General features: G+C 43.6%; 26 protein-coding genes. All 26 read right to left on the reverse strand.

The window, feature by feature from the left end:
- Complete coding sequence (locus LROSL1_RS08255; RefSeq protein ID WP_225440513.1) at positions 1-762, reverse strand: hypothetical protein; 762 nt, start codon at positions 760-762, stop codon at positions 1-3.
- A gap of 14 nt (positions 763-776) precedes the next feature.
- The gene (gene hemL / locus LROSL1_RS08260) at positions 777-2,069 is read right to left on the reverse strand and encodes a glutamate-1-semialdehyde 2,1-aminomutase (protein ID WP_178914318.1); all 1,293 of its coding nucleotides are present in this window, start codon (positions 2,067-2,069) and stop codon (positions 777-779) included.
- 412 nt (positions 2,070-2,481) lie between these two features.
- The gene (gene hemB / locus LROSL1_RS08265) at positions 2,482-3,447 is read right to left on the reverse strand and encodes a porphobilinogen synthase (RefSeq protein WP_017262902.1); all 966 of its coding nucleotides are present in this window, start codon (positions 3,445-3,447) and stop codon (positions 2,482-2,484) included.
- A gap of 1 nt (position 3,448) precedes the next feature.
- Positions 3,449-4,378 (reverse strand): hydroxymethylbilane synthase, encoded by a 930-nt coding sequence (gene hemC / locus LROSL1_RS08270; protein ID WP_178914319.1) that lies wholly within the window; start codon positions 4,376-4,378, stop codon positions 3,449-3,451.
- On the reverse strand, positions 4,368-5,663 hold the full coding sequence (gene hemA, locus LROSL1_RS08275) for a glutamyl-tRNA reductase (protein ID WP_178914320.1): 1,296 nt from the start codon (positions 5,661-5,663) through the stop codon (positions 4,368-4,370). The genes hemC and hemA overlap by 11 nt, the downstream gene beginning before the upstream one ends.
- Position 5,664: 1 nt before the next feature.
- Positions 5,665-6,111 (reverse strand): precorrin-2 dehydrogenase/sirohydrochlorin ferrochelatase family protein, encoded by a 447-nt coding sequence (locus LROSL1_RS08280; protein WP_225440576.1) that lies wholly within the window; start codon positions 6,109-6,111, stop codon positions 5,665-5,667.
- A 472-nt stretch (positions 6,112-6,583) separates the two neighbouring features.
- The gene (locus LROSL1_RS08285; protein ID WP_178914322.1) at positions 6,584-8,083 is read right to left on the reverse strand and encodes a cobyric acid synthase; all 1,500 of its coding nucleotides are present in this window, start codon (positions 8,081-8,083) and stop codon (positions 6,584-6,586) included.
- A gap of 33 nt (positions 8,084-8,116) precedes the next feature.
- Entirely contained in the window at positions 8,117-8,941 is an 825-nt protein-coding gene (locus tag LROSL1_RS08290) for an energy-coupling factor ABC transporter ATP-binding protein (protein WP_178914323.1), read from the reverse strand.
- Positions 8,938-9,630 (reverse strand): CbiQ family ECF transporter T component, encoded by a 693-nt coding sequence (locus tag LROSL1_RS08295; protein WP_178914324.1) that lies wholly within the window; start codon positions 9,628-9,630, stop codon positions 8,938-8,940. Before LROSL1_RS08295 ends, LROSL1_RS08290 begins: the two co-directional genes overlap by 4 nt.
- 11 nt (positions 9,631-9,641) lie before the next feature.
- The gene (locus LROSL1_RS08300; RefSeq protein WP_178914325.1) at positions 9,642-9,986 is read right to left on the reverse strand and encodes an energy-coupling factor ABC transporter substrate-binding protein; all 345 of its coding nucleotides are present in this window, start codon (positions 9,984-9,986) and stop codon (positions 9,642-9,644) included.
- Positions 9,983-10,687: an energy-coupling factor ABC transporter permease gene (locus LROSL1_RS08305; protein WP_225440577.1), complete on the reverse strand. Its 705-nt coding sequence runs from the start codon at positions 10,685-10,687 to the stop codon at positions 9,983-9,985. Before LROSL1_RS08305 ends, LROSL1_RS08300 begins: the two co-directional genes overlap by 4 nt.
- Before the next feature lie 56 nt (positions 10,688-10,743).
- A complete protein-coding gene (cobI, locus tag LROSL1_RS08310; RefSeq protein ID WP_178914327.1) occupies positions 10,744-11,463 on the reverse strand; it encodes a precorrin-2 C(20)-methyltransferase in 720 nt (239 codons plus the stop codon).
- Positions 11,456-12,235: a sirohydrochlorin cobaltochelatase gene (locus LROSL1_RS08315; RefSeq protein ID WP_178914328.1), complete on the reverse strand. Its 780-nt coding sequence runs from the start codon at positions 12,233-12,235 to the stop codon at positions 11,456-11,458. Before LROSL1_RS08315 ends, cobI begins: the two co-directional genes overlap by 8 nt.
- A complete protein-coding gene (cobA, locus tag LROSL1_RS08320; protein ID WP_178914329.1) occupies positions 12,228-13,634 on the reverse strand; it encodes a uroporphyrinogen-III C-methyltransferase in 1,407 nt (468 codons plus the stop codon). Before cobA ends, LROSL1_RS08315 begins: the two co-directional genes overlap by 8 nt.
- Positions 13,635-14,387, reverse strand: a complete 753-nt coding sequence (gene cobK, locus LROSL1_RS08325; protein ID WP_178914330.1) for a precorrin-6A reductase — start codon at positions 14,385-14,387, stop codon at positions 13,635-13,637.
- The gene (cobJ, locus tag LROSL1_RS08330; protein WP_017262888.1) at positions 14,384-15,109 is read right to left on the reverse strand and encodes a precorrin-3B C(17)-methyltransferase; all 726 of its coding nucleotides are present in this window, start codon (positions 15,107-15,109) and stop codon (positions 14,384-14,386) included. The genes cobK and cobJ overlap by 4 nt, the downstream gene beginning before the upstream one ends.
- Before the next feature lie 9 nt (positions 15,110-15,118).
- Entirely contained in the window at positions 15,119-16,186 is a 1,068-nt protein-coding gene (locus LROSL1_RS08335; protein WP_178914331.1) for a cobalt-precorrin 5A hydrolase, read from the reverse strand.
- The gene (locus LROSL1_RS08340) at positions 16,173-16,949 is read right to left on the reverse strand and encodes a cobalt-precorrin-4 methyltransferase (protein ID WP_178914332.1); all 777 of its coding nucleotides are present in this window, start codon (positions 16,947-16,949) and stop codon (positions 16,173-16,175) included. Before LROSL1_RS08340 ends, LROSL1_RS08335 begins: the two co-directional genes overlap by 14 nt.
- A 2-nt stretch (positions 16,950-16,951) precedes the next feature.
- Complete coding sequence (locus tag LROSL1_RS08345; RefSeq protein ID WP_017262885.1) at positions 16,952-17,518, reverse strand: decarboxylating cobalt-precorrin-6B (C(15))-methyltransferase; 567 nt, start codon at positions 17,516-17,518, stop codon at positions 16,952-16,954.
- A complete protein-coding gene (locus LROSL1_RS08350) occupies positions 17,508-18,110 on the reverse strand; it encodes a cobalt-precorrin-7 (C(5))-methyltransferase (protein WP_178914333.1) in 603 nt (200 codons plus the stop codon). The genes LROSL1_RS08345 and LROSL1_RS08350 overlap by 11 nt, the downstream gene beginning before the upstream one ends.
- The gene (gene cbiD / locus LROSL1_RS08355; protein WP_017262883.1) at positions 18,107-19,234 is read right to left on the reverse strand and encodes a cobalt-precorrin-5B (C(1))-methyltransferase CbiD; all 1,128 of its coding nucleotides are present in this window, start codon (positions 19,232-19,234) and stop codon (positions 18,107-18,109) included. The genes LROSL1_RS08350 and cbiD overlap by 4 nt, the downstream gene beginning before the upstream one ends.
- Positions 19,235-19,263: 29 nt before the next feature.
- A complete protein-coding gene (locus LROSL1_RS08360) occupies positions 19,264-19,905 on the reverse strand; it encodes a cobalt-precorrin-8 methylmutase (protein WP_178914334.1) in 642 nt (213 codons plus the stop codon).
- 11 nt (positions 19,906-19,916) lie between these two features.
- Positions 19,917-20,876, reverse strand: coding sequence for an adenosylcobinamide-phosphate synthase CbiB (cbiB, locus tag LROSL1_RS08365; protein ID WP_178914335.1), 960 nt, complete (start codon positions 20,874-20,876; stop codon positions 19,917-19,919).
- Positions 20,866-22,239 (reverse strand): cobyrinate a,c-diamide synthase, encoded by a 1,374-nt coding sequence (locus LROSL1_RS08370; RefSeq protein ID WP_178914336.1) that lies wholly within the window; start codon positions 22,237-22,239, stop codon positions 20,866-20,868. The genes cbiB and LROSL1_RS08370 overlap by 11 nt, the downstream gene beginning before the upstream one ends.
- Entirely contained in the window at positions 22,236-23,330 is a 1,095-nt protein-coding gene (gene cobD, locus LROSL1_RS08375) for a threonine-phosphate decarboxylase CobD (RefSeq protein WP_178914337.1), read from the reverse strand. Before cobD ends, LROSL1_RS08370 begins: the two co-directional genes overlap by 4 nt.
- Positions 23,320-23,844 carry an ECF transporter S component gene (locus tag LROSL1_RS08380; RefSeq protein ID WP_225440514.1) on the reverse strand — a complete coding sequence of 175 codons (525 nt, stop codon included), beginning with the start codon at positions 23,842-23,844 and terminating at the stop codon, positions 23,320-23,322. Before LROSL1_RS08380 ends, cobD begins: the two co-directional genes overlap by 11 nt.
- Positions 23,845-23,999 lie beyond the last annotated feature (155 nt).

Below are 23,999 nucleotides of genomic sequence, written 5' to 3' on the forward strand. Positions count from 1 at the left end.
CTACTTCCTTAGAATTGCGATCTTTTTTATCGACTTAAATGCATGATCACTACTAATTAATTGATCAAAAACACTCTGCTGATCAACTGTCACACCGATTAGTGCTACTGTTGACGGTCCCGCCGTTCGATGCATTTCATCCGATTCAAAATCAACAAGCGGTGCTGTCGAAACACATTGGTTTGTACGTGCCATTTCTGACAATTCGTACAGAATTCCTTTTGAGCCCACGGGTAATATATCCTGTACCATTGGCAACTTACGTAACAGCCTAATGACGTCATAGTCAAATACTTCATCATTGTGCGTTTTTAGCGTTTCTCCCGAAAACGGTCTGCCTAATTGATAAACAATCAAGTCTGTTGGACTTGTTAAACCAATTAAAGATGATGACGGCGCCATGCCAATAACCGTGACCCCAATCGAAGTCGTTACGGTAACCATATTTTCTTCAGTGCTACCGTTAATAGGTAAATTGGGATAACCCGCTTTAATCAGCTCTGCCTTAATCCCAGCAATCATATTATGACCGGTTGGCTGCATTTCGTTTCCTACCGTATCAATAACTGCCAGTGGTGACGCACCGATACAAAGGGTTTCAAGCAATGGTACTCGTAAAGAATAAGCAGCCATAGTTGCCGTTGCTAGGCTCACCATGTCTGCTTTTTTCTCGCCAATGGCGGCACTGCTATCACACGCAATAACCAGCGTTTGGGTCTCACTTATTGGTAACAACGTAAGATCGCGAAATTGTCGCATCATTGTCATCTCCATTACTACGCTTTGAGCGTCTTTGTCAGAGCGTCATCAAATGCAGCAATGGTTATGTCGATATCTTCATCAGTATGTTTGACAGACAAGAAGTTTGTCTCATATTGAGATGGTGCCGTGTAAATACCATTTTGAAGTAACTGTTTAAAGAACTTCGCAAAAAACTTCACGTCGCTCTTTTGAACATCATCAAAATTATTGACTGGGCCTTCATTAAAGAAGTAGCTCCACATTGTCCCAACATGATGAACGACCAATGGCACCTTGTGTGCATCAGCACTCCTCTTGAACCCTTCTAACATATGTGTCACTTTGGCGTCCATTGCCGTGTACATTTCTTCATTAAGTTGCGACAGTGTTGCAATTCCTGCTGTCATTGCCAGCGGATTACCTGACAATGTACCGGCATGATAAACTTTACCAGCTGGTGTGATATCAGACATGATGTCCTTACGGCCGCCAAACACACCAACTGGTAGCCCACCACCGACAACCTTACCTAGCGTCGTCAGGTCTGGTGTAATTCCTGTCAACCCTTGTACACCATGTAGACCAGCTCGGAATCCTGTCATAACCTCATCAAAAATCAACAATGAACCATGTGCTTTAGTGATGTCGCGCAAGGCTGTTAGAAACTCTTTGGTACCTGGAATAACACCCATGTTACCAGCTACTGGTTCAACAATGACACAGGCGATTTCATCACCCTGGTCAGCAAACAATTTTTTAATTGCGGCCGTGTCATTATAAGCAACAGTTAATGTGTCGTAGGCCAATGGATCTGGTACACCAGGCGATGTGTTAATGCCAAACGTGGCCATGCCAGAACCTGCATCAACTAACAGTGAGTCACTGTGCCCATGATAGTTCCCAATAAACTTCACAATCTTATCGCGCCCAGTCCAGCCACGTGCTAAACGAATGGCACTCATTGTCGCTTCAGTCCCAGACGAAACCATCCGCATCATTTCCATGGATGGAACCAGCTTTTGGACCATTTCAGCCAACGTCGTTTCCAGCGGGGTTGGTGCGCCATAACTAGTGCCTTTTTCAACTGCTTTTTGTAAAGCCGACACAACGTTATCTTCTGCATGGCCTAAAATAAGTGGTCCCCAGGATAGAACATAGTCGATGTATTTATTGCCATCAATATCATAAATATGGTCACCTTTTGCGTGATCGATAAATAATGGATCTCCACCAACGTTTTTAAATGCACGAACCGGACTGTTTACACCACCGGGCATGATTTTTGAGGCTTCAACAAACGCGGCCTTTGATTTTGTATAATCTTTCATACTGTCACTCCTACCATTCAATTTATTTAACTAAAAACATCTGACAGTGCCGTTGTAACTGTGATCAACATTCAATCTAATCATTAACCGTTACGCCGACCAGCAACGCCGTTCCATGGGGACCGTTTCAGCCCGCTTAAAACCGCGGTCTTCAAACTCGACTTTGAACCTAAAGTACAGGTTTCAAAGCTCGTCCCACAGTACTAAATGGCTAAGCCCCTGCCATTAAGTACTGTCGACACGGAACTCTGTTGCCGGTCGACTCCACTTACCTATAAAGTGATTGGAAACGGTCGGTACTTGTCAGTAGAGCATTAATAGTTTTTGCTAGCGTAATATTAGTTAGCCTGTGCTTTGCATGTAACTACTATGTGAGCTGAAGGGCGGCATTCAATTTTGACAACCGCAAGCACTATAGTTTTGCAGCAACATCCTTAGCAAAGTAAGTAATGATTAAGTCGGCACCGGCACGTTTCATGCCAACCAAAATTTCATTCACGATTTTATCTTCATCGATCCAGCCATTTGCTGCTGCGGCCTTAACCATGGCGTATTCACCGGAAACATTGTAAGCAACCAGTGGCAAGATGGTGTGATCACGAACCTCACGCATAACATCCAAAAATGCCATTGACGGCTTTACCATGACGAAATCTGCGCCTTCTTTTTCGTCACTTTCAACTTCACGTAAGGCATCTAAGCGGTTAGCTGGGTCCATTTGATAAGTCTTACGATCACCAAAGGCAGGCGCACTATCAGCGGCCTCACGGAATGGACCGTAAAATGATGAAGCGTATTTAACAGCGTATGACATGATTGGCGTATTCTTGTAGCCGGCGTTATCTAAGCCTTCACGAATTGCCGCAACATAACCATCCATGGCGTTTGATGGTGCAATAATGTCAGCCCCAGCCTCAACCTGACTGACCGCCGTTTTAGTGATGTACTCAAGTGACTCGTCATTCAACACAACGCCATCTTTAACAATGCCACAGTGACCTGTGGACGTGTATTCACACAAACAAGTATCCGCAATAACAATTAAATCCGGATAACTCTTCTTAATGAGTCGGGTTGCCTCTTGGACAATGCCATCATGTTCCCAAGCACCGGTACCAACTTCATCCTTATGGTCTGGCAAACCAAATAAAATGATGGCTTTAATGCCCAAGTCCACAATAGATTTGATTTCTGTCATGATTGTATCCAAGCCAAAGTGATAAACGCCTGGCATTGATGAAATTTCAGTTTTGCCTTTTAATCCAGCTTCAATAAATACTGGCATGATGAGGTCATCTTTTTGAATATGGGATTCACGAACCAAATCCCGCATTGCTGCGCTACTTCTTAAACGACGGTGCCGATCAAATTTTTGCATATTAATTTTCTTCTCCCTGTCCAAATGTATTTTCTAATGCGCCTTCACTAATCAGCTTCTTAGCTGATGTGTAACCTAAACGATCCGTTAAGTCCCCGTCACGTTTATCTTCAAATACATGAACGCCATCAACGGATGTGATCATGCCCTTGAAGTGAAATTGATCCCCTGACTGAGTAGCAAAACCACCAATTGGATTAGTGCAATCCCCACCGACTGTGCGCAGAAAATCACGCTCAATCGTGACGCAATCGTTCGTTTCCTGATCATTAATAGCTGCAATGATTTCTTGAGTGTCAGTATCCTCACGACGACACTCAATCGCCATTGCACCCTGACCAACAGCAGGTAACATCACGTCGGCCAAACTCAACCGATACAAATCACCCAAATCCAACTTGAGTCGATTTAAACCAGCCTCAGCAATCACAATCGCGTCAATATCGTCATCGTGAACTCGATTAACTCGCGTTTCGACGTTTCCACGCAAGGTTACGGGTTTTAAATCCGGACGTAGATGGAGTAACTGCCCCATTCGCCGACTACTACCAGTGCCGACTCGGGCCCCCTGCGGCAAATCATCTAATGACTTCATGGGTGTGCTTGTAATCAAACAATCATATGGCGACTCACGCGGAGGGATGCAACCAATCATTAATTGTTCAGGCAAACGTGGCATAACGTCTTTCAAACTGTGCACAGCAAAATCTATATCACCGTTTAACAGTTCATATTCCAGCTCTTTGACAAACACGCCCTTGCCACCAATTTTTTCCAAACTGCTGGTTCGATCAACGTCGCCTTGCGTCGTGACTTCCTTAATACTGAAGTTAATTTCTGGCCAACGGTCCGATAACGCATCCTTCACCATATTTGATTGAATCATGGCTAAACGACTTTTTCGACTACCAATAATGACATTACTTTTCATGAGTCATCTGCTCCCGTTGTTGATATGCCCGGTCGAAACCAAAGATACGACAGAAGAAATCGAGGTGTTCTGCGGCGTCCGGTTCACTGGATGAATCTTTTATTTGAACAATTGGTCCTTTAATCATTTGATTCACAATGCTTTTCATGTGCTTGCTGATAACCTTACGTTCATGTGAATCTAATTGCGGTAATTTGCGCATCAAACTATCATAGGTATTGCTCTCAATTTCTAATGAGGACTCACGTAGTTCACGAATAATCGGAACTACTGGCAACGAACGTTGCCAGTCATCAAACTCTGCAACCGCTGCTGGAACTTCTGCAGCCATTTGATCAATCATGTGGTGCTTAGCCAACTGATTATCATCCAGAATATCGGACAAATCATCGATATTGTCGTAACAACTCAATTTGGCGACAGCCTCTGTATCAACATTCTGAGGCACGCCAAGATCAATTACGATACCATCGCTAACTACATCCGAAGTGGTTAACATTTTTCCGCTAATAATCGGCATCGTTGCGCCAACAGCGGTTACAATCGCATCTGCACGATTAACTTCGTCGGTCATTTGTGACCAATCTGAGGCTCGCACGACGCCACCAATTTCATCAGCCAATGCATCCGCAGTCTCTTTGGTTCGATTCATTAAAATAATCTGTCCGAATCCCATTGTACTGGCGTTACGGGCTACTTGAGCGCCAATCATGCCAGTTCCAATAATCAGTAATCGCTGACCACTCAACTGTCCAAAATGCTGTTTGATCTGATGCAATCCTGCCTGGCTAGTCGATTTAGATAACTCGCTTACACGATATTTAGTATGCATACGCTTGGCAAAAGTCGTGGCCTCTTTAAATAGTTCGTTAAAGATTAACCCAGTCGTCTGTGCCTTTTGAGCAATCGCAAAAGCCTGTTTCATTTGGCCTAAAATTTGTGGCTCGCCAACAATCATGGAATCTAGACCAGTCGTAACCCGCATCAAATGCGTGACTGTATCAGTTTCGCTACCTGTATCCACTAATTCATCAATACGGGCCATATCAACATGGAACCAGTTGGCCAAAAAGCGACGCAAATAATAACGACCAGTATGTAATTGATCCACAACTGCATAAAGTTCGGTTCGATTGCATGTTGATAAAATAACATTTTCCAAAATGCTTTTTTCTTGATTCAACATAACATCCGCATCAGCCAACTCATCCTTGTTAAATACAAATTGACTTCGCTCTTCAATCGGCAAATCGTGGTAATTCAAGCTAGCGTGCATTAAATACATTTCATTCTGCCTCCTTTCCAATCCAATCCTGCAATTGCTTTTTTAAACGTTTAGCCTTCGAAGGTGATTGTCCAAACGTAGAAATACCAATCAAGACCTTTTTGGTTCTTACTTGTGCAACGTTGAAGAAATCAGAAGTGCGATGATTGCTAACATCATTCACCCACTGAGTTTGACCAGCTGATTGCCAAATCTGGTGGTTCAAATTTTCATCATCGGTCGCAGCAAAGATGATGGTCTCGCCCCTCAAATCGGCTGCTTCATAATTTCGTTGATACCAGGTGATTTTAGTTGTATCAATCTGATCAACCAACTTTGGCGCAATCACGGTCACAATAGCGCCGGCTGTTAACAGCCCATTTATTTTACGAGCAGCAATTTTGCCACCGCCAACGACTAAAACGTGACGATCAGTCAAGTTCAGCAAAATCGGATATCCCGCACCCATCACGTCACATCTCCTTCGGTTCATTAGTTTTCACAAATATTTGAGGTTGCCGTTCCGCCGAACTGAAACGCCGTCCATGGGGTCGCTTCAGCCTGCTTAAAATCGCAGTCTTTCACTCGATTATGATCCGCAGCCCCCGTCTCATAACTCGTCCCACATTACTAAATGGGCAAAACCTCCCCACTAAGTAATGTTGACATAGGCTCTGCTTCTGTTCAGCTTCACTACTTTAGTAACGTAATCCGACATTGTTGAAAGCTGGATACTATGCCAGCTGGAGGACGTCGACATTGAAGCCGAGCAGTGAAAGTGGTGTTGATCAGGCGGGATTGAGCCTGATTTACAGCACGGACGGTCGTCAAGACGTGGTTTCCGGCTTGGCGGCGAGGTAAAAGACTGTGGTTTTCAGGCTTGAACCGGTCCCACGGCGAGCGCCTCAATGTCGACAACCGTAAGCGACAGTCACCCAACTTTAATCAGTGATATTAAGAATCTCGTCGATAGCGGTCATATCAATGTTCTTTTCAAAGAGATCGGCCAGTTTTTCGTACTGATCATCCTTGTATTTGGCAAATGACAAGTTGCTCTTGATTAATGGCTTCATACCATTTGCAATTCGTAGTTCGTCCAGCACATGACGTGTCCAAACTGTGTTGTCAAAAATACCATGCAAATACGTGCCCCAAACGTTGCCATCACGACTGATTGCACCATCTGGGTGGGATAACTCGCCATCACTACTCTTGGTAATGGTTAGTAATGGTCGTGCGTCCCTGCCGCGTTTCGTTTGACCCATGTGGATTTCATAACCATGAAGATCATATTGGCCTGCCCTGGCAGACGATTGTACAGTTGTCTTAACATCGTGAAAAGTAGTCACGGTATCCAGCAACCCTAGACCATCCTGTTCTTCAATCTCCGATTCAATATGTTCTGGATCCAGAAGCTTCCTACCAAGGATTTGGTAGCCCCCACATATGCCAACAATTTCTGTTCCTTGGTTATGTGCTCGTTGAATGGCTTCTGGAAAGTCATCTTCTCGTAAGAGCTTTAAGTCTTCATTCGTATTCTTACTACCTGGGATGATCAGTAAGTCCGGTACACCCAGTTCAGTTACCCGGTTGACGTAGCGGACGGAGACATCTGGTTGTAATGACAAACTGTGAAAATCAGTAAAGTTAGAAATCTTACCAAGACTCAATACAGCAATGTCAATGTCCTTACTGGCATCAAACACCTTTGATTTGTTAACTAAATCGACACTGTCTTCTTCGTCTAGATCGGCATCGCTCATTGGCAAAACACCAATAACCGGTACGCCGGTCAACGTTTCAATCATTTTATTACCGGATTCCAACAGCGTTTTGTCACCGCGGAACTTGTTAATAATGATGCCTTTGATTCGTTGTTGATCTTCTTTAGGCAATAACTTAATGGTGCCGTAAATCGAAGCAAACACGCCGCCTTTATCAATATCGGCCACCAAAATAACCGGTGCATCGGCAATTCTGGCCATTCCCATGTTGACAATGTCATTTTCGTTCAAATTTATTTCGGCTGGACTTCCAGCGCCTTCCATCACAACAACATCGTTTTCGTCGGCCAATTCGTCGTAGACCTGACTCAACCGATTTTTGAGTTGTGGTTTGAAGGCTTGGTAAGTTACCGCATCCATGTCGCCATAAACCTTGCCCATGATAATGACTTGGGAATCCTTATCAGTAGAAGGTTTAAGCAAAATGGGATTCATTCGAACATCAGGCTCACGTTTGGCAGCTTCAGCTTGAAAAACCTGTGCCCGGCCCATTTCATATCCACGTTTGGTAATGAACGAATTAAGCGCCATATTCTGAGATTTAAACGGGACGACCTTTAACCCACGCTTCTCTAAAACCCGGCACAGTGCCGCCGCTACCCAGCTTTTACCAGCATCGGAGGCCGTGCCCTGAAACATAATCGCTTTCGCAGTCATTGTTACTGTTCCTTCCGTATTTACTTCATAAAACTATTGTATGGCGGACAACGTGTGAATTAATTGCTCATCTTCGAACATGGCATCAGCGTGCTCGTACAGTGGCAAACCGAGCCGCTGGTGAAGTTTCATCAGCCATGGCTGTTCCAGTGAGCATTCAGACAATAATTTATCATCCGCGAAGGCAGTCTTTTTGTCGCCCTGCTTCACGATATTGCCATGCTGCAGTAGGTAAAAATAGTCACCAATTTCATACATGAAATCCATGTCATGACTAGAAATTAATATTTTTTGTCCGTTGGCTGCTAATCCCTTGATTAAGGTAATCATTCGCTGTTTGCCATCGGGGTCCAATCCTGCTGTTGGTTCGTCGAGTAACAACCATTCTGACCTCAGTACCAAAATGCCTGCAATTGCCACCCGCTTCTTTTGACCACCAGATAGATACTGAATGGGCCGATCCTTTAAATGCTCAATATCCAGTTGCTTTAGCACTTTACGAACCCGTGCGACAACCTCATCTTGCGGTAATTTTAAATTATGTAAGGCAAAGGCGATATCGTCTTTGACAATGGAGTAGAACAACTGTTGTTCTGAATCCTGAAATACGATACCCACTTTTTGCCTTAAGTGGGTCAAGCTCTTTTTGTCATACTTAAGCGGTTGTCCGTCTAAAAGAATTCGTCCACTTGTGGGCTTTAAGATACCCACTAAGTTTAAAAACATTGTCGATTTTCCTGATCCATTTTGACCGATCAATCCAATCACGTTCTGTCCAGGTTTACCCAATGTCAATGAAACATCCTTTAAAACCTGATGATCATCATACGCAAAATCAACGTCTTGTAATTCAATCATATTTTGTTCTCCTGTACAGCAAATTCGCCTTGAAAAATTTTGGCATCCAGTGCATAGGTCATTTTTTGATAATTGATAATGACTTGTTCGAACAACATTTTGCCTAAAATGGCCGCCGAATGAACCGATAAACCGAGACTGGCGTAACCAAACCGTAATTCTTGTGCGCGATAAATTTGCTCAAATGAATCGACAAAGATAAAGATAAACCGGTACATGAGCAGCGTTTCTTCAATTAGCAGAGATGGAAAATGAAGATGTTTGAATAACAAGATGATTTGTTGAAATGGCGTTGTTAAAGCAAACCAATACGTGCACACAATCGCTGTAATAATCCGGAATGACAACTCTAATGTCATTGGCATCATCGATTTGGCAAGCCCAAAATAGTTACCAAATAAATGAATTGCACCATACACGTTCTTTGGAGACGGTGACATCGTAAACGCAATCCCAATAATGCTGAGTGCAATAAATGGAATCACCGCATAGAACCATTTCAAATATTGATGAAAGGTTACATGAACAACATGCAATGTATAAATAACCGCGATGGGTAAAAAAACAATTTTTAATAACAGAATCGGCTGAAACGCAATAATCATGCCGACTAACCATAGCAGGCCTTTAACACTAGGTGACCAAGTGGCAATTTCGTTGTTATAAGCGTACTTATCGATTGTGAGCATTTAGTTTTGCCTCACTTTTCCTTTGTTTCCTGCGATGCATCATCGTTATCTTTTTTCTCACGAGCTACCCGTTTGCCATGAGCATTACCAATCACATATGCAATAATGCCTGTACCAAGACTCCCCTGAACGGTAAACAAGAGACTCTCAATTTCAGATGACGGTGGTGTCCACAGTGGGTGTGCCCATGGTTTATAACTCGGATCAAACTTTTTAATTTGTTCTGTTCCTTGATCATCACTGCCTGAAAACGAGCCGCCCTTTGCGACAATAAACGGCGTGATAGTGAGAACAATAACTAGAATCAATAAAATAATATTTTGTCTAGTTCGTGATTTATTAGTCTTATTGCTCATGATAGGGCACTCTCTTTCCATAGATCGTTATTCAAAATCAAGTTATAAATAATCACTGTCAACAGTCCTTCAGCAATTGCTAAAGGAATTTGAGTAATGGCAAAAATACTTAAGAATTTGAGCACTGCACCGGCAACTCCACCATTAGGGTCTGGGTAAACGATTCCTAATTGAAATGAGGTTGTGACGTAAGTCGACCAGTCGGCAAACATGGCACATAAAAACAAGGAAACAGAACGGTTGACATTTAGTTTCCGGCATAATTTCCAAACTAGGAAACCAACGATTGGTCCCACAATGGTCATGGAGAACTCGTTGGCGCCAAGCGTTGTTAAGCCACCGTGCGCTAATAACAAAGCCTGGAATAAGAGCACAATCACACCGAGCACGGCGAGAACACCAGGGCCAAACATAACCGTTCCTAAACCGACACCAGTTGGATGTGAACAAGAACCCGTTACTGAAGGCAACTTAAGTGAGGAAAGCACGAACACAAAGGCCCCACACAGTGCCAACATGACCTTGGCGTTTTGTTGACTTGAAGTCACGATTTTACGCATCCGGTACAATCCATAAATGAAGAATGGTGCACTAACCGCAAACCAGAAAATACACCACTTTGGCGGTAGCATACCTTCCATAATGTGCATGGCATGTGCATCAATCGGACTACCAAACGTAAAGTACAAGGTAAATAGCATTGCAACGGCAGCAATCTTGTAACGATCGCCCTTCGTTAAATGCTTCAAATAATTCATCATGATAACTGCACCCTCTTTTTTATTAATAATGTTGCAAAATATGGCAGTGTCTCTGTTCCTGACATCGTATCTAATCGCTGCTGTTGCTGCTTCCCCATTGAAATATCGCTGACAACGATGGCATGATCTAATAAATTCTGTTGCTCCAAATAGGCATAGATCTCACTGAATTTAACCTTGATTTTCATAATGATCAGGTTGTCATTTGCATCAATTTCATGAGCAATTTTTGTGATGTCATCGGTTGCGGACAGAATACATAACGATTCATCGTCAATCATTAACGGATAACCGAGTGTGGCGGCTAGCTGTGAATAAGATGCAATTCCGGCTAATAGTCGAATTGGAGCCTTACCACGAATCAATTCAACAATGTAACTAACCGTGCTGTAGATTGCTGGATCTCCGAGTGTTAACATCCCAACATTCTTGCCATTGGCGATATCTACAAGCATTTCTTGCGCAATATCACCGAGTGCTTGTGCACGTTTGACCTTATCATTAGTCATCGGAAAGTGGCGTTCTTTCATGTCAATGCCCATCGGCAAATATGGCTGCGCAATTGTTTCTGCCAGACTTGCTTGGCCTTTGTGGGCGGTTGGCGTATACAAGACATCCAATCGTTTTAACGACTTGACAACTTTGACAGTTAATAGATCGCTATCACCGGGACCAACGCCAATTCCCCAAAACATCCCCTGTGTTGTTTTATTCATGTTGCGCCTCCACTGCTTGTTTTGCGTGTTCAGTGAACAACGTTAAAATTGCCGATACATTGGCCAAACTGCTGAACTCAGGTTCCACTTTGAAACCGGCTGCAGTTAACCTCGATGTCCATGATTTTGGCGATTCCGATGTCATGTCGTGGTGAACATGATTACCGGATACCATCATGAACGGTCGAACAACGACACTTTTAACATCTCGCTGCTTAAGTTCGGCAATCATTGTGTCGATGCCTGGATAACTTTCAACCGCGCCCATATAGACATTTGTTTCCATCAACATATGATCTAGGCACGCATATGTCGTAAACGCATGATCACCAGTGCCATGTCCCATGAAGACAACCGCTTTGGTGTCATCATCCGTGCCAACCATCTTTAACCAGCCAACGACCGTTTGAAAATCATCAAAGCTCGTTAACAGCGGCTTACCAACACTGACGTGCTCAAACTTGCTATTAAACGGTACCAGTTGATCACATAAACGGTGGTATTCAATCCCCGGGATAATATGCAGAGACTGCACGACCAAATCTTTAAAGCCACCATCTAAAATGTGTTGTAAAGCGGCTGGTACGTCATCCAACGTTACCCCCTCGTTTGCCTTGACACGCCGTCGAACAATTACTGAAGTGTAGGCGTGAAACAGGGTCGCTTCAGGAAAGGCTGATGCAAACGCGGTATCAGCAGAGTCATCTGTTTCATGACGCGACTCAGGGTATGTAGTGCCGAAACTAACCAATAAAACTGCTGTTTTAGTCATTTTTAATCACTTCCTTTACACGAGATACCATTTGAGCGAGGCTGCCGACGTTCGTGACAGATTGAAATCCGTTATCACTCAAAAAGGTCGCTAACTTGTCGCCTAATGTAAAAGCAGGCACTGTCTTAATCTGTTTTAATTGATCGGATTCAAGCCCATGTACCAGTGCAAGACACGCTCTTTTACTAGTTACTACAACGGCGTCAAATGTATCTGGAGCTGAAATTGATTGGCGCTTAAATACATCCGTGTACGTAATTAGCTTGCGATCAACGTTTGAATCATCAAATGACAGCGTTGACAGGTCATTTTGTTCCCCAACAACCCAGTCCGTTGCGTTCAAGTTTGCTAGATCAATCACATGATCGATCAGTACACCACGTTGTTGTAACCGTTCCTTGATCAGATTATTAGTAGCCAATAATTGCCAACCGCTCAGTGCTCGTTGATCCAATCCCACCTGCATCATCTGTTGTTGCAAATACTCAAAGGCGCGTAAATTCGTAATAACCAGACGACCAGATTGATTAAAATCTGGAAGCTCAACGTCGCGTGACTGCTGATCGCCTAAGTTGAAGAAGTCGATGCTGGCACCCGCATCCGCTAACAAATCATGCGTTTGTGTATGTTTTGAAAATGGCATTAAAATGTGTTTTCGTTCTAGAGCGCGATGACTGCTTAACTGTTGTGAGAGGTTGACCACCCCACCAATTACAATTAATGCGGGGGAACCGAGGTGTTGACGTTTAACAATTGCTTCAATATCCAATAACGTTCCAATCCCAGTGTTTTGACGCCATTGAGTCGCCCATTGAATAATGGCTACTGGTGTGGTCGCTGCTTTTCCACGTTTAAGCAGTTCGGTCACAATGGTATGTAGTTCCCCTACACCCATTAGAAAAACTAAAGTGCCTTCCATCTGAGCAATACTGTCCCAATTTAAAGGCTGCGAACGTGTCTGATGCGCAGTCAAAATATGGAAGCTTGAAGCATAATCTCGATGCGTAATTGGGATTCCCGCAGCGGCCAATCCAGTAATTGCGCTCGTTAAGCCTGGAACAATTTCAAATTCCACGCGATGTTCACGCAAGTACTGGCCTTCTTCACCACCACGTCCAAAGACGAATGGATCCCCTGCTTTCAAACGAACGACCTTTTTGCCAGCCCCTGCTTGAACACGCATTAAATCATTAATTTCGTCTTGGCTGATGTGCTTTTGATAGGGTTTCTTACCCACATAAAGAAAATCAGCATTGGATGGTGCATAAGACAACAAATCAGGATTAACCAGATGGTCATAAATGACGACATCAGCATGTTCAAGACGGCGCTTTCCCAGTAACGTCAGTAACTCGATATTTCCGGGACCGGCACCTAATAACGTTACAAAACCACTCATTTAATTCACCTTCCCGATAAAGTCAGTTAATCCCGTCAGTGTCTTAGCAACGTTTGGATAGTGCAGTTGTGGCCGGTCAATGACTAAACAGGGCATATCAAGATCCTGCGCCGCAAATATCTTTTCATTAATCCCGCCACGCTCCCCGCTATCCTTCGTGACAACAAAAGCCGCTTGAGCCTTACTAAATAGTTCAACATTAAGCTTGCGGGAGAATGGACCCTCGATTGCGTCAATTTGATTGGGCTTATAGCCGCCCTCTGATAATTTTGTTAACACTGTGGCCGTCGGTAGAACACGCACATGAACACGGTCCAAACCGAGAACACTTCCATATTCAACTGCCGTTTTACTCCCAGTTGACAGATACACCTTACCCTCGTGCTGTAACAAATAGTCTGTCACTTCCGATTGCGTCTGAAAGTGAATCACATTTGGTTCATTTAATACTTCGTTTTGCCGTTCAAAGCGAACATAAGTCGTACCCACAGTTTGGCAGGCGGTCATCGCTGTTTTGGACACAATTTGTGCAAACGGATGTGAAGCGTCAATCACCAATTTGATGTGGCGCATCTGCAAAAAATCGATTAATGTCGTTTCAGTAAACTTCGTCTGGAGGACATGTTCAGCATGTGCTGTGGCAAGCGTATGACCATAATCTGTCGTAACTGAGAGCACAAATGCCTGATGGTCACTAGTTAACGCATCTGCAATCTCCAAGCTTTCCGAAGTTCCACCAATCAATAAAATCATAGTGTGTAACCTCTTGGCGTCACCATCCGACCATCGTCAACGAACGTATTCTTGTTGCCCACAATAACGATGGTAGTCATGTTAATGTCTTCTTCGTCCAAGTCCTTAATCGTGGTAATCTTTTCGATTTCTTTCGGACGAGCAACATCCTTGCCATAACCAACAATCGTGTCTGGAGACTTGTACTTTAAAATGATGTCCAGGGCTTCTCGAAGGTTATTTGGCCGACCCTTACTACGTGGATTGTAGAGACAGATAACAAAATCTGCTTTGGCTGCTGCGTCTACCCGTTTTGTAATGACTTCCCAAGGGGTCATTAGGTTACTCAGACTAATGTGACAAAAATCGTTCATTAATGGTGCACCCAATTGTGCCGCTGCTGCGATACTTGCAGTGACACCTGGAACAACATGAACTTCTAGTTGCTGCTTTTTGTGCGCCAACATTTCCATAACCAGTCCCGCCATGCCATAGATGCCAGCATCCCCACTGGAAATCAACGCCACATCCTGATTGTCGCTAGCTAACTCGATGGCCTTTTCACAACGCTCCATTTCACCGCGCATACCAGTCGAAACAATCTGTTTACCATCCAGCATGTCTTTAACCAACCGCATATAAGTGGCGTAGCCGACAATGATGGGACATTTCTCGATGACATCAATCGCTTCCTGCGTCATCTTGCTCTTGTCCCCTGGTCCTAAACCGACGATATATAACATATGTAACCCTCAACTTTCCTTTATTGTTAAACGACTAAGCGCAAAAGTTATTTCATCGGCACTAAACCGATCACCGATAACACGGTTGCCACTCGCTAATTCAGAAGACGATTCAGCTACATTTCCGACACCAACCGTTTTTTTAACAAACGCTGATTGTGGATAGTGAATTGCCGTTTTTAATAATTCGCGGGCAGAGTAAAACTGAGGCTGTTTGCCCACAAGTTTTCCCAAATAATGAACCGCTGTTTCATGTGCTTTAACATCAATCGATGCCACCCGATCAACGGACTGCCATGCCAACTGACGCTCTTCACAAAACTGACTAAATGCCGCTTGCATCATGCCAACGGTGACATCCTTACGACAACCAACACCGAGCACGTTTATTTTTGGAATCAACTGAATGCAATCGGCTTGTTTATCAAAATGTGTTCGATCAGAAATGACCACTAACGGCACTTTCTCATCACGGTCAGCCACCTGCTTTAGTCGGCTAAATCCCTTTAAAGACACCGACGGAATCACTAAATTCGGTTCGATATACAGTTCAACCGGTTCATGAGAAGCTAGGCGACCATTAATTCGTTTGGTCGTTGTTTTAAACTCGGCATACCAGCCGTGATAAATTCGAGCTAACACATCCAGTGCCTGAACACCTTCTGTATCAGTTGCGGTTGTGATAACAGGATCACTGCCCAACTGTTCCGCTATTTTGGCTGTCCATTGATTGGCCCCGCCCATATGACCGGATAATAAACTGATGACATGGTGTGCCTGCTCGTCAACGACCAGCACCGCTGGGTCAGTCAATTTGTCTTGGAGCACCTTGCTTACACTACGGACAACAATGCCAGTCGCCATAACACAGACGAGACAGTCAAAGTGATCAAATACATCTGTAAATGTGGTCCCAAATTGTCCTCGACCAAAACACTTCTCGTTAGTCTCATCAGGCAGTAAATATTTTTCTGGTACAAAGACGGTGACATCACCAGCAGCAAGTTTCCCAATTCGACGTGCTAGTTTTGTACCAGTCTCCGTCAGTGCAAAAACTGCAAACCTAGTGCTTGTCATCAGTGGTCTGCTTCTTTCGATACATGTGACTGAAGTTAGCATCGTAAAGGTGTGAATAGTTGTATTGATCCCCTAAAAATTCACCAACCATAATGAGTGCCGTACGACGAATGCCTGCTTGATGAACCTTTTCGGCGATATCGGCCAACGTTCCTGTTACATGCTTTTCGTCTGGCCAAGTTGCCTTATAAATTACGGTAGCTGGCGTTGTTTCAGGATAGCCACCTTCTCGCAATTCTTTGACAACCTTCTGAATACCCTGAACGGACAAGAAGATAACCATTGACGTTTGATGTTGGGCCAGTGATTTTAATGACTCTTTGTCAGGTACTGGTGTCCGACCAGCCATCCGCGTGATAATGACGCTTTGGGCAACTTCTGGAACGGTATATTCCACACCCAAAGAAGAGGCAGCACCAAGGAATGAACTGACGCCAGGAATGCATTCATACTCAATGTTCAGCTTTTTTAATTCTTCAATCTGTTCACGAATCGAACCATAAATTGAAAAATCACCGGTTTGCAAACGAACCACGGATTTGTTGTCATTTACAGCTGCTGCCATTGCATCGATAATGTCCTGCAACGTCATCGACGCACTGTCGAATTTTTCAGCAGAATCTTTACAGTAATCTAGGAGATCCAAATTAACTAACGAACCGGCATAAATAACCACATCAGCCGCTGCTAAACGTCTGTATCCCTTTAACGTAATAAGGTCTTTATCACCAGGTCCTGCACCTACAAAACTTACAATTGCCATAATTAATTAACTTCCTTTCGTGTTGCGCTCAAAATAAATGTTGGATTGTTCATTTTAAAGAAATGGCCCTTCCCTAGACCATGCCAATTACCAACCGTAATGTTCGTAAAATCAATATTGCCCATATCTAAGGATTCACAGGTTTTAACAGCTTCTAATGCGTTTTCAAGCAAAATGAAGTTCATGACGACCTGACCACCTGGTTTTAAATGATCCTGCGCAAACTGAATGATTGTTGAAAGTTCAGAACCACTGCCACCAATAAAAATGGCATCATATTGCTGGTCGGGAATATCGGACGGGGCCTCACCCGTGATCAAATCAATATTGTGTAACCCAAAGTGATCAATATTTTGCTGCATGATATCAATAGCTGCCGGTGTATGCTCAATTGACGTGACATGAGTTAACGGCTGCGTTTTAGCAACCTGAATGCTGATACTGCCGGTACCCGCACCCACGTCCAAGAATTGTTGCCCATCTTTAAGCCCTAATCGGTCAATGCTAATGGCTCGCACTTCTTGTTTAGTCATTGGCACTTTAGTTCGAATAAATTCGCTATCCTTCACGTTTAATCACCACCACATTTAATTGATAGTCCTGATCTGGAACCGATGACTCTGTATATCGTCCTATCTTTTCGTCCGGATAACTCAGTCGTTCACCAACGAAAATAGTACGATGCTCTCCTCGCTGTTTACATTCCTGAGCAATCTCAAACGGTCCAATCCGTTTGTCCGTAACCATGCCCACCGTGTCATGCTCAAGGATAAAATCAAAGTCTGGTACTCGACCATGACTACTGGTCAAGTAGACATCATTCATCGATAGCTTCAACTGATGAAAAAAATATTGAATCGAACTGATTCCCGGAATAATCGTCACGTCATCAGGTCCGAACCTTTTTACAACCCAGTTACCAATGCCATATAGTAATGGATCACCAGAAGCCAGCAACACAACACGACTTTGTTCATGTTCACGGATAAACTCTTCCAATTGCGCCAGTGGTGGTAACTTAACCGCTTTACTTTCAGGCACGTTCATTGTCTGCAACTGACGATCGGCGCCGATAACATAATCAGCGCGTTTTAACTCCTTGGTTGCTCCGGCCAAGATCAAACGGTCATCACCGGGCCCGATTCCCAGCACAACAATCATCGCCACACCTTCTCAATCTCATCTAGGGGTTCTGTTGAGGCTAAGTAACCGGTCATCTTAGAGAAAATCACGGCATCAACAACTGTTTTTTGCTCACCGCGATTAAGTAATTTTTCACAACGGCCTTTAATTTTATCGACCAACACTTGATAAACCTGCTGATACCCCGCTTTATTGACGAGTTCAATCATCGAAATGGTTGTTAAACAGTCGTACACCTGTTTGAGTAAATCGGTTGGTGCACCAAGTAGTGCCAGATTGGCAACCATGATTTCAGCACGGGCGTCTGCATCCTTGCTGTGTGTGGAGAAGATTCCCCCAGCAACTTTGATCATCTTGCCAAGATCGCCAACAATCAAAACGTGTTTAAACCCTAATCGTTGCGTTTCCTTTAATACATACCCAACAAAGTTACTCATTTGCACTTGTTGTTTATTGCTGATCTTTAGGGTTTGCGTCAAAAAGTCTTCCCCATAGTCACCTGGTGTGAGAATGATGCGCTCATCCCCACGCTGCCGATGAATGTTCATTTCAATCGAAATAGAATGCTTCCAGCTTTCCTCTGACATCGGGGTCACTATGCCACTGGTTCCCAAAATTGAGATGCCACCGACAATCCCTAATTTGGGGTTGTAGGTCAACTTGGCCACCCGTTCCCCTTCTGGCGCGAAAATGACAATATCTGCGCCATGGTCCTCACCTAATGTTTCCCGAACACTCTTTTTGATCATCTTGCGCGGCGTTGGATTAATTGCTGGCATTCCAGGATCATTAGCCAAGCCTTTTTCAGTAACTCGTCCAATCCCCTTGCCGCCATCTAAAGTAATCTGATTATCATCACGTAATGTAACCTTGGCGTAGATCAGCATGCCATCTGTTGCATCTTGGTCATCACCACCATCCTTTGTAATTGCAACGGTGGCCGTTTTTTTATCAAATTCACAGCTTTCAACTTCAAATGTTGCTTTTTGACCGTTAGCAGCCAGCACTGTAATGACTGTTTGTGCTTCCTGTTGCAAGATGCTTTTTGTCGCTGCCACGGCCGCGGCTGTAGCAGTTGTTCCAGTGGTGAATCCTTTTCGTAATCGTTTACCGTTGTAATAAACGTAGTCGTCTTCACTCATTTTTTTGCCTCACCTGTTCTTTATTCCAGTTACAGCTGATATAAAATTGCGTTGGTCAATGCCGCTGCCAAGTTACTGCCACCTTTACGGCCTTCTGCGACAATGGCTGGCAATGCGCTTTCCTCCAACGCCGCTTTACTTTCGGCCGCCTCAACAAAACCAACTGGCACCCCAATGACGGCTTCTGGATCAAGTCTTCTTTCACGAACCATTTCCAAAATTTTGTAAAGTGCCGTGGGCGCATTACCGATAACAAATAACTTTTCGGTTTGCACCTTGGCGGCCATCTCAATTGCGGCCATAGATCGCGTAATCTTTTGATCGGCCGCTAGTTTAAATGTTTCATCGTCAGCAATATAGCAATGATAATGAACGCCCAACTGATCTAATTTACGTTTGTTGATGCCTGCCAGCGCCATTGTTGTATCGGTAAAAATGGTGCCCTGATGTGTCAAGACGTGCTGAATTTTAGCGATAACATCATGTGTAAATTTCAAAGTATGTAAATAATCAAAATCAGCGGTGGTATGAATTGCGCGTTTGATAATGGCCTCTTCCACCTCATTGTTGAAATGGTAATTTGGATCAATCTTGTCAATTTCGTCCTGAATCATGACAAAACTTTTATCCGTTATTTTGTTTGGAATTGTGATGTACTTTTCCTGTTTCATTAGTCTTCTCCTCACCAAATCATTTGAATTAATAATCGACTACCAGCCATTAGGCCCAGTGCAAGCACGGACGATAGATATAGCAGGTATATTGTCCGGTTAATGTCCACCACCTCAACTGGCCGAGAATTGCGACTACCGATGTAAGGCTTTTGAACAACCTGACCGAAATATAAATGGGGGCCACCTAAGCGAATATTTAACGCGCCGGCCACAACGGCCTCTGAAAACCCGCTGTTAGGACTCAAGTGATTTTCACGATCCCGCTCGCCGATGCCCATTGCTTCTCTTAAATGAAAACGTAAGAGACCTGTTGCAATAATCAGTAACAGCCAAGTTAATCGCGCTGGCAGCCAGTTAAAAATATCGTCCAGCTTGGCAGAAAACCAACCAATGTCGGCATACTTTTCATTTTTATAACCGACCATTGAATCTAAGGTGTTCACTGCCTTATAAGTCAGCCCCAAAACCGGTCCGCCGATAAACAGAAATAGTAACGGTGCAACGACACCATCACTCGTGTTTTCAGCAATCGTTTCAACAGTTGCCTTAATCACACCTGCTTCATCCAGCTGATCTGTGTCACGACCGACAATCATGGCAACCTGTCCACGTGCTTTCACTAATTGTTGTTGTCGTAAACTCTTCGCAATTTTGCGACCTTCATGTGCCAGTCCCTTAACGGACAAACATGTGTAAGTTAAGTACGTACCAATAATGAATTGTAGCCATGGCACAAACGATGTGGCCCACATGATCAACCCACTGACCAGTGCGGTTGAACCAACAACGATCACCCAAAGTAACACGCCTAACCAACGCCTTTTCAGATGGCCAAACTTTGGTCGATTAAGCCTACCTTCCAAAAACGCGATAAGATGGCCCATGATCTTGACTGGATGTGGCCAGGTTGGTGGGTCGCCAATCAACAAATCTAATACATATGCAATGAGAATCATCTCAATCAGCATGAATAGCTGCCTCCCATTGCGTTACTAACCGGTTAAATAGGGTTTTGTTTTGATAAAAGTGAATATGCAGATAACTAGCAAATGTATTGCGCACCTGAAAACCACCTGTCCATTCCGAAACGACTTGTTGGTCTCTAACTTTTGTCATTTTTAAAACCGGCTTTAGTTGATCTCCATCATTAACCGTGAATACTGAATGATGGAATTCGTGACCAACGACAGTCTCATTTACCGCGGCCAACTGATTGGTCTTTAACGACTTAGCGTAGCAATAGCCAAACCGTTTTAGTCGCGACGTCATCTCGCTGTCGCCATCTAAAACGCCGACCATTTCATAGTTTTCCTCACCAACTTTTAAGTGCTGCCCCAAATACATGAGGCCACCACACTCCGCATAGATGGGCTTGCCCGCCAAAGAAAATTGTCGAACGTCTTTTAACATTGATTGATTTTTGGATAGTTGCTCAGCAAACTCCTCTGGGTAACCCCCGCCAAAATAAAGAACATCTACATCCGGTAAATGAGCATCCTTAATTGGGCTAAATGGCACCAACCTAATGCCGCTTTGTTTGAGCAACGAGAGATTGTCCGCATAGTAAAAATTAAAGGCATCGTCTTTGGCAATCCCAACGGTTAACGAACTGGTCTTTGGTGCGACGGGTGATTCAATAACTCGCTGATCATCTCTAGCCAAGTGTTCAATGAGCGATATGTCCACATGTGCTTTCATCTCCTCAGCAACTTCACTAATCTTTTGATCGACTTGCATAACCTCATCGTCAGGCACTAGTCCTAACTGACGCGACGGTAACGAAACGGCGGCATTATGCGGTAAATAACCTAAAACCGGAATTTTTACATATCGGTCGATGGCTGCCTTCACTAGCTCATAATGACTTGCCCCCATCACGTTATTCACAATGACGCCGCAAATGTTTACCTTGGGATCAAAATCTAGATATCCTTTAACTAAGGCTGCAGCAGACGTTGAAATGCCATGCGCATCGATAACCAAAATAACAGGCAAGCTCATCTTTTTAGCAATGCTTGAGGTTGAAAAGGCGTCTTTATCCGATCCTAAACCGTCATATAAGCCCATTACTCCCTCAACAATCCCAAAATCAACATCCTGAGTGTTTTCTGTAAATAAATAATTCAACGTGGGATCATCCGGTGTTAGAAAGCTATCAATATTTCGTGATGGTCGACCGGTAATACGCGTATGAAATTTTGTATCTACATAATCTGGTCCAATTTTATAGGCTTGAACTTGATGAGCTTCACTCAAGGCTTTCAACAATCCAAGGGTGATTGTTGTTTTGCCTGAACCGCTAGTTGTACCTGCAATTAAGAGCTTTTTCATATTTTGACTCCTTCTCCTAGAACGCTTTGTAATGCTTCTAGCAAGACCTCATTATCGTCATGCCCTTTAACGGCAACTCGATAGTAATGCTCGTCAAGTCCTGGATAGTTTGCGCAACTTCGGATTACTAGATGTTTGTGTAACAAATGTGCCCTCAACTGTTCATCTTTAGACCAGAAGAACAAAAAGTTGGCAGCACTCGGAAAAACGTTTATTTCCGGAAATTTTGCTAAACCATTGAATAAATATTTACGTTCCTTTATCAACCACTTTTTTGTTTCAATCTGAAATTCAGTCTGCGCGTACATTTGTTCACCTAATGTCTGTGCATAAGTGTTAACTGACCACGTCAACGCTACTTGCTTTAGTCGATTTAAAAGATATTCATTTTTGGTGATTCCGAATCCTAAACGTAACCCTGGCATTGCATAAAACTTAGTCGCGGAGCGAATCACAAACACGAATTGCTCGTTCCTTAAGGAACTAATTACACTTAAACGTTCATCAAAGGTAAATGACATAAATGCTTCATCGACAATCAACCAAATATGATTTTTAGTGCAAAAATCAATCAATGGCTTCAATTCGTCCGGCGACAACCGTTGCCCTGTGGGATTATTAGGATTTCCCAAACAAATTGCCTGGCACTGATTCAAGTGACGACTCACCCAATCAATCAACATAGGAATAGACAGCCTAAAACCGTTATTTTGTTCTGTTATGTATGAATAAACCGTTGCCCCAATGCTTTGAAACGCTTTTGCATACTCATTGAATGCTGGCTCAATCACCACGACATGATGCACTGCCGTTGCTAAAGCCACATCTCTCAAGATTTCCATTGCCCCGTTGCCAACGACAACGTTATGACTGCGAACAACAAAGTGATCCGCAATCGCAGCCCTCAATTTTGGATAGTCCGGATTGGGATAGACTGTTGTCTTAGGCGTTGTCTCAGCTAGCAACTGCTTAAATGCTGTTGGCATCCCTAAAGGATTAATGTTGGCGCTAAAATCAATCAAACTTTCCGGCTTAATTTTTAATTGACGGGCAATTTTATCTATATTGCCACCGTGTTCATCAATGCTCATTATGCTGTCGCTCCTGTAAGAAGAATGCTTGCTTTTGACGATTAGGAATCGCCATGTACACCACTTCGGTAAGTGCTAAATTAGCAATTGTCGCTACAGTCAAAGGAATAAAAAGTGCAAATACTGTTTTCCCAATTAATGGGTATAGCCAGGGAAATTCCTCTGGAACGTCAATGACGTACGCGACAAGATCGGCAATCAATATGACAATCAACTGATTACTGCCCCAGCGGCGGCGAATCGCACCAAATACAAACATGCAAAACGCCATGTTCAATCCAATGACAAGGTGCACTGGAATGGTGAGTGGAAAACCGGATAATGCTGCTGACACCATGTGTCCAAAAAAGCCTAAAAAGGCGCCAAACCATGGTCCAAGCAAAATTGCACCGAGAAATGCTGGAGCGGAATCCAGGGCAATTGATCCCATAATTTTTAAATTTGCACCAACTACGCAAAGTGCCAGCAACAACGCAGCTAACATCGACTTTCTCAACATTGTCGATCTGTCCATAGTGTTTCCTGTCTCCCCTTCGTTTTTAAGTAAGCGCTTTCTACATTTTTATAAAAAAAGGTCATACAATTTCGTGATTTCATTCACTAATAAGTGTGACCTTCAATAACGTGAATAACTAAATCTACCCAACAGCAAAAGTATAGAAAATAGCG

Origin of the sequence: Furfurilactobacillus rossiae, assembly GCF_013394005.1 — a bacterium.
GTDB lineage: Bacteria > Bacillota > Bacilli > Lactobacillales > Lactobacillaceae > Furfurilactobacillus > Furfurilactobacillus rossiae.

Excerpts from the sequence above, each read along its gene's own strand:
- LROSL1_RS08255 (WP_225440513.1), bottom strand. The coding sequence starts at position 762 with ATGATGCGACAATTTCGCGATCTTACGTTGTTACCAATAAGTGAGACC.
- hemL (WP_178914318.1), bottom strand. The coding sequence starts at position 2,069 with ATGAAAGATTATACAAAATCAAAGGCCGCGTTTGTTGAAGCCTCAAAA.
- hemB (WP_017262902.1), bottom strand. The coding sequence starts at position 3,447 with ATGCAAAAATTTGATCGGCACCGTCGTTTAAGAAGTAGCGCAGCAATG.
- hemC (WP_178914319.1), bottom strand. The coding sequence starts at position 4,378 with ATGAAAAGTAATGTCATTATTGGTAGTCGAAAAAGTCGTTTAGCCATG.
- hemA (WP_178914320.1), bottom strand. The coding sequence starts at position 5,663 with ATGTATTTAATGCACGCTAGCTTGAATTACCACGATTTGCCGATTGAA.
- LROSL1_RS08280 (WP_225440576.1), bottom strand. The coding sequence starts at position 6,111 with ATGGGTGCGGGATATCCGATTTTGCTGAACTTGACTGATCGTCACGTT.
- LROSL1_RS08285 (WP_178914322.1), bottom strand. The coding sequence starts at position 8,083 with ATGACTGCGAAAGCGATTATGTTTCAGGGCACGGCCTCCGATGCTGGT.
- LROSL1_RS08290 (WP_178914323.1), bottom strand. The coding sequence starts at position 8,941 with ATGATTGAATTACAAGACGTTGATTTTGCGTATGATGATCATCAGGTT.
- LROSL1_RS08295 (WP_178914324.1), bottom strand. The coding sequence starts at position 9,630 with ATGCTCACAATCGATAAGTACGCTTATAACAACGAAATTGCCACTTGG.
- LROSL1_RS08300 (WP_178914325.1), bottom strand. The coding sequence starts at position 9,986 with ATGAGCAATAAGACTAATAAATCACGAACTAGACAAAATATTATTTTA.
- LROSL1_RS08305 (WP_225440577.1), bottom strand. The coding sequence starts at position 10,687 with ATGCTATTTACCTTGTACTTTACGTTTGGTAGTCCGATTGATGCACAT.
- cobI (WP_178914327.1), bottom strand. The coding sequence starts at position 11,463 with ATGAATAAAACAACACAGGGGATGTTTTGGGGAATTGGCGTTGGTCCC.
- LROSL1_RS08315 (WP_178914328.1), bottom strand. The coding sequence starts at position 12,235 with ATGACTAAAACAGCAGTTTTATTGGTTAGTTTCGGCACTACATACCCT.
- cobA (WP_178914329.1), bottom strand. The coding sequence starts at position 13,634 with ATGAGTGGTTTTGTAACGTTATTAGGTGCCGGTCCCGGAAATATCGAG.
- cobK (WP_178914330.1), bottom strand. The coding sequence starts at position 14,387 with ATGATTTTATTGATTGGTGGAACTTCGGAAAGCTTGGAGATTGCAGAT.
- cobJ (WP_017262888.1), bottom strand. The coding sequence starts at position 15,109 with ATGTTATATATCGTCGGTTTAGGACCAGGGGACAAGAGCAAGATGACG.
- LROSL1_RS08335 (WP_178914331.1), bottom strand. The coding sequence starts at position 16,186 with ATGACAAGCACTAGGTTTGCAGTTTTTGCACTGACGGAGACTGGTACA.
- LROSL1_RS08340 (WP_178914332.1), bottom strand. The coding sequence starts at position 16,949 with ATGGCAATTGTAAGTTTTGTAGGTGCAGGACCTGGTGATAAAGACCTT.
- LROSL1_RS08350 (WP_178914333.1), bottom strand. The coding sequence starts at position 18,110 with ATGATTGTTGTGCTGGGAATCGGGCCCGGTGATGACCGTTTGATCTTG.
- cbiD (WP_017262883.1), bottom strand. The coding sequence starts at position 19,234 with ATGAGTGAAGACGACTACGTTTATTACAACGGTAAACGATTACGAAAA.
- LROSL1_RS08360 (WP_178914334.1), bottom strand. The coding sequence starts at position 19,905 with ATGAAACAGGAAAAGTACATCACAATTCCAAACAAAATAACGGATAAA.
- cbiB (WP_178914335.1), bottom strand. The coding sequence starts at position 20,876 with ATGCTGATTGAGATGATTCTCATTGCATATGTATTAGATTTGTTGATT.
- LROSL1_RS08370 (WP_178914336.1), bottom strand. The coding sequence starts at position 22,239 with ATGAAAAAGCTCTTAATTGCAGGTACAACTAGCGGTTCAGGCAAAACA.
- cobD (WP_178914337.1), bottom strand. The coding sequence starts at position 23,330 with ATGAGCATTGATGAACACGGTGGCAATATAGATAAAATTGCCCGTCAA.
- LROSL1_RS08380 (WP_225440514.1), bottom strand. The coding sequence starts at position 23,844 with ATGGACAGATCGACAATGTTGAGAAAGTCGATGTTAGCTGCGTTGTTG.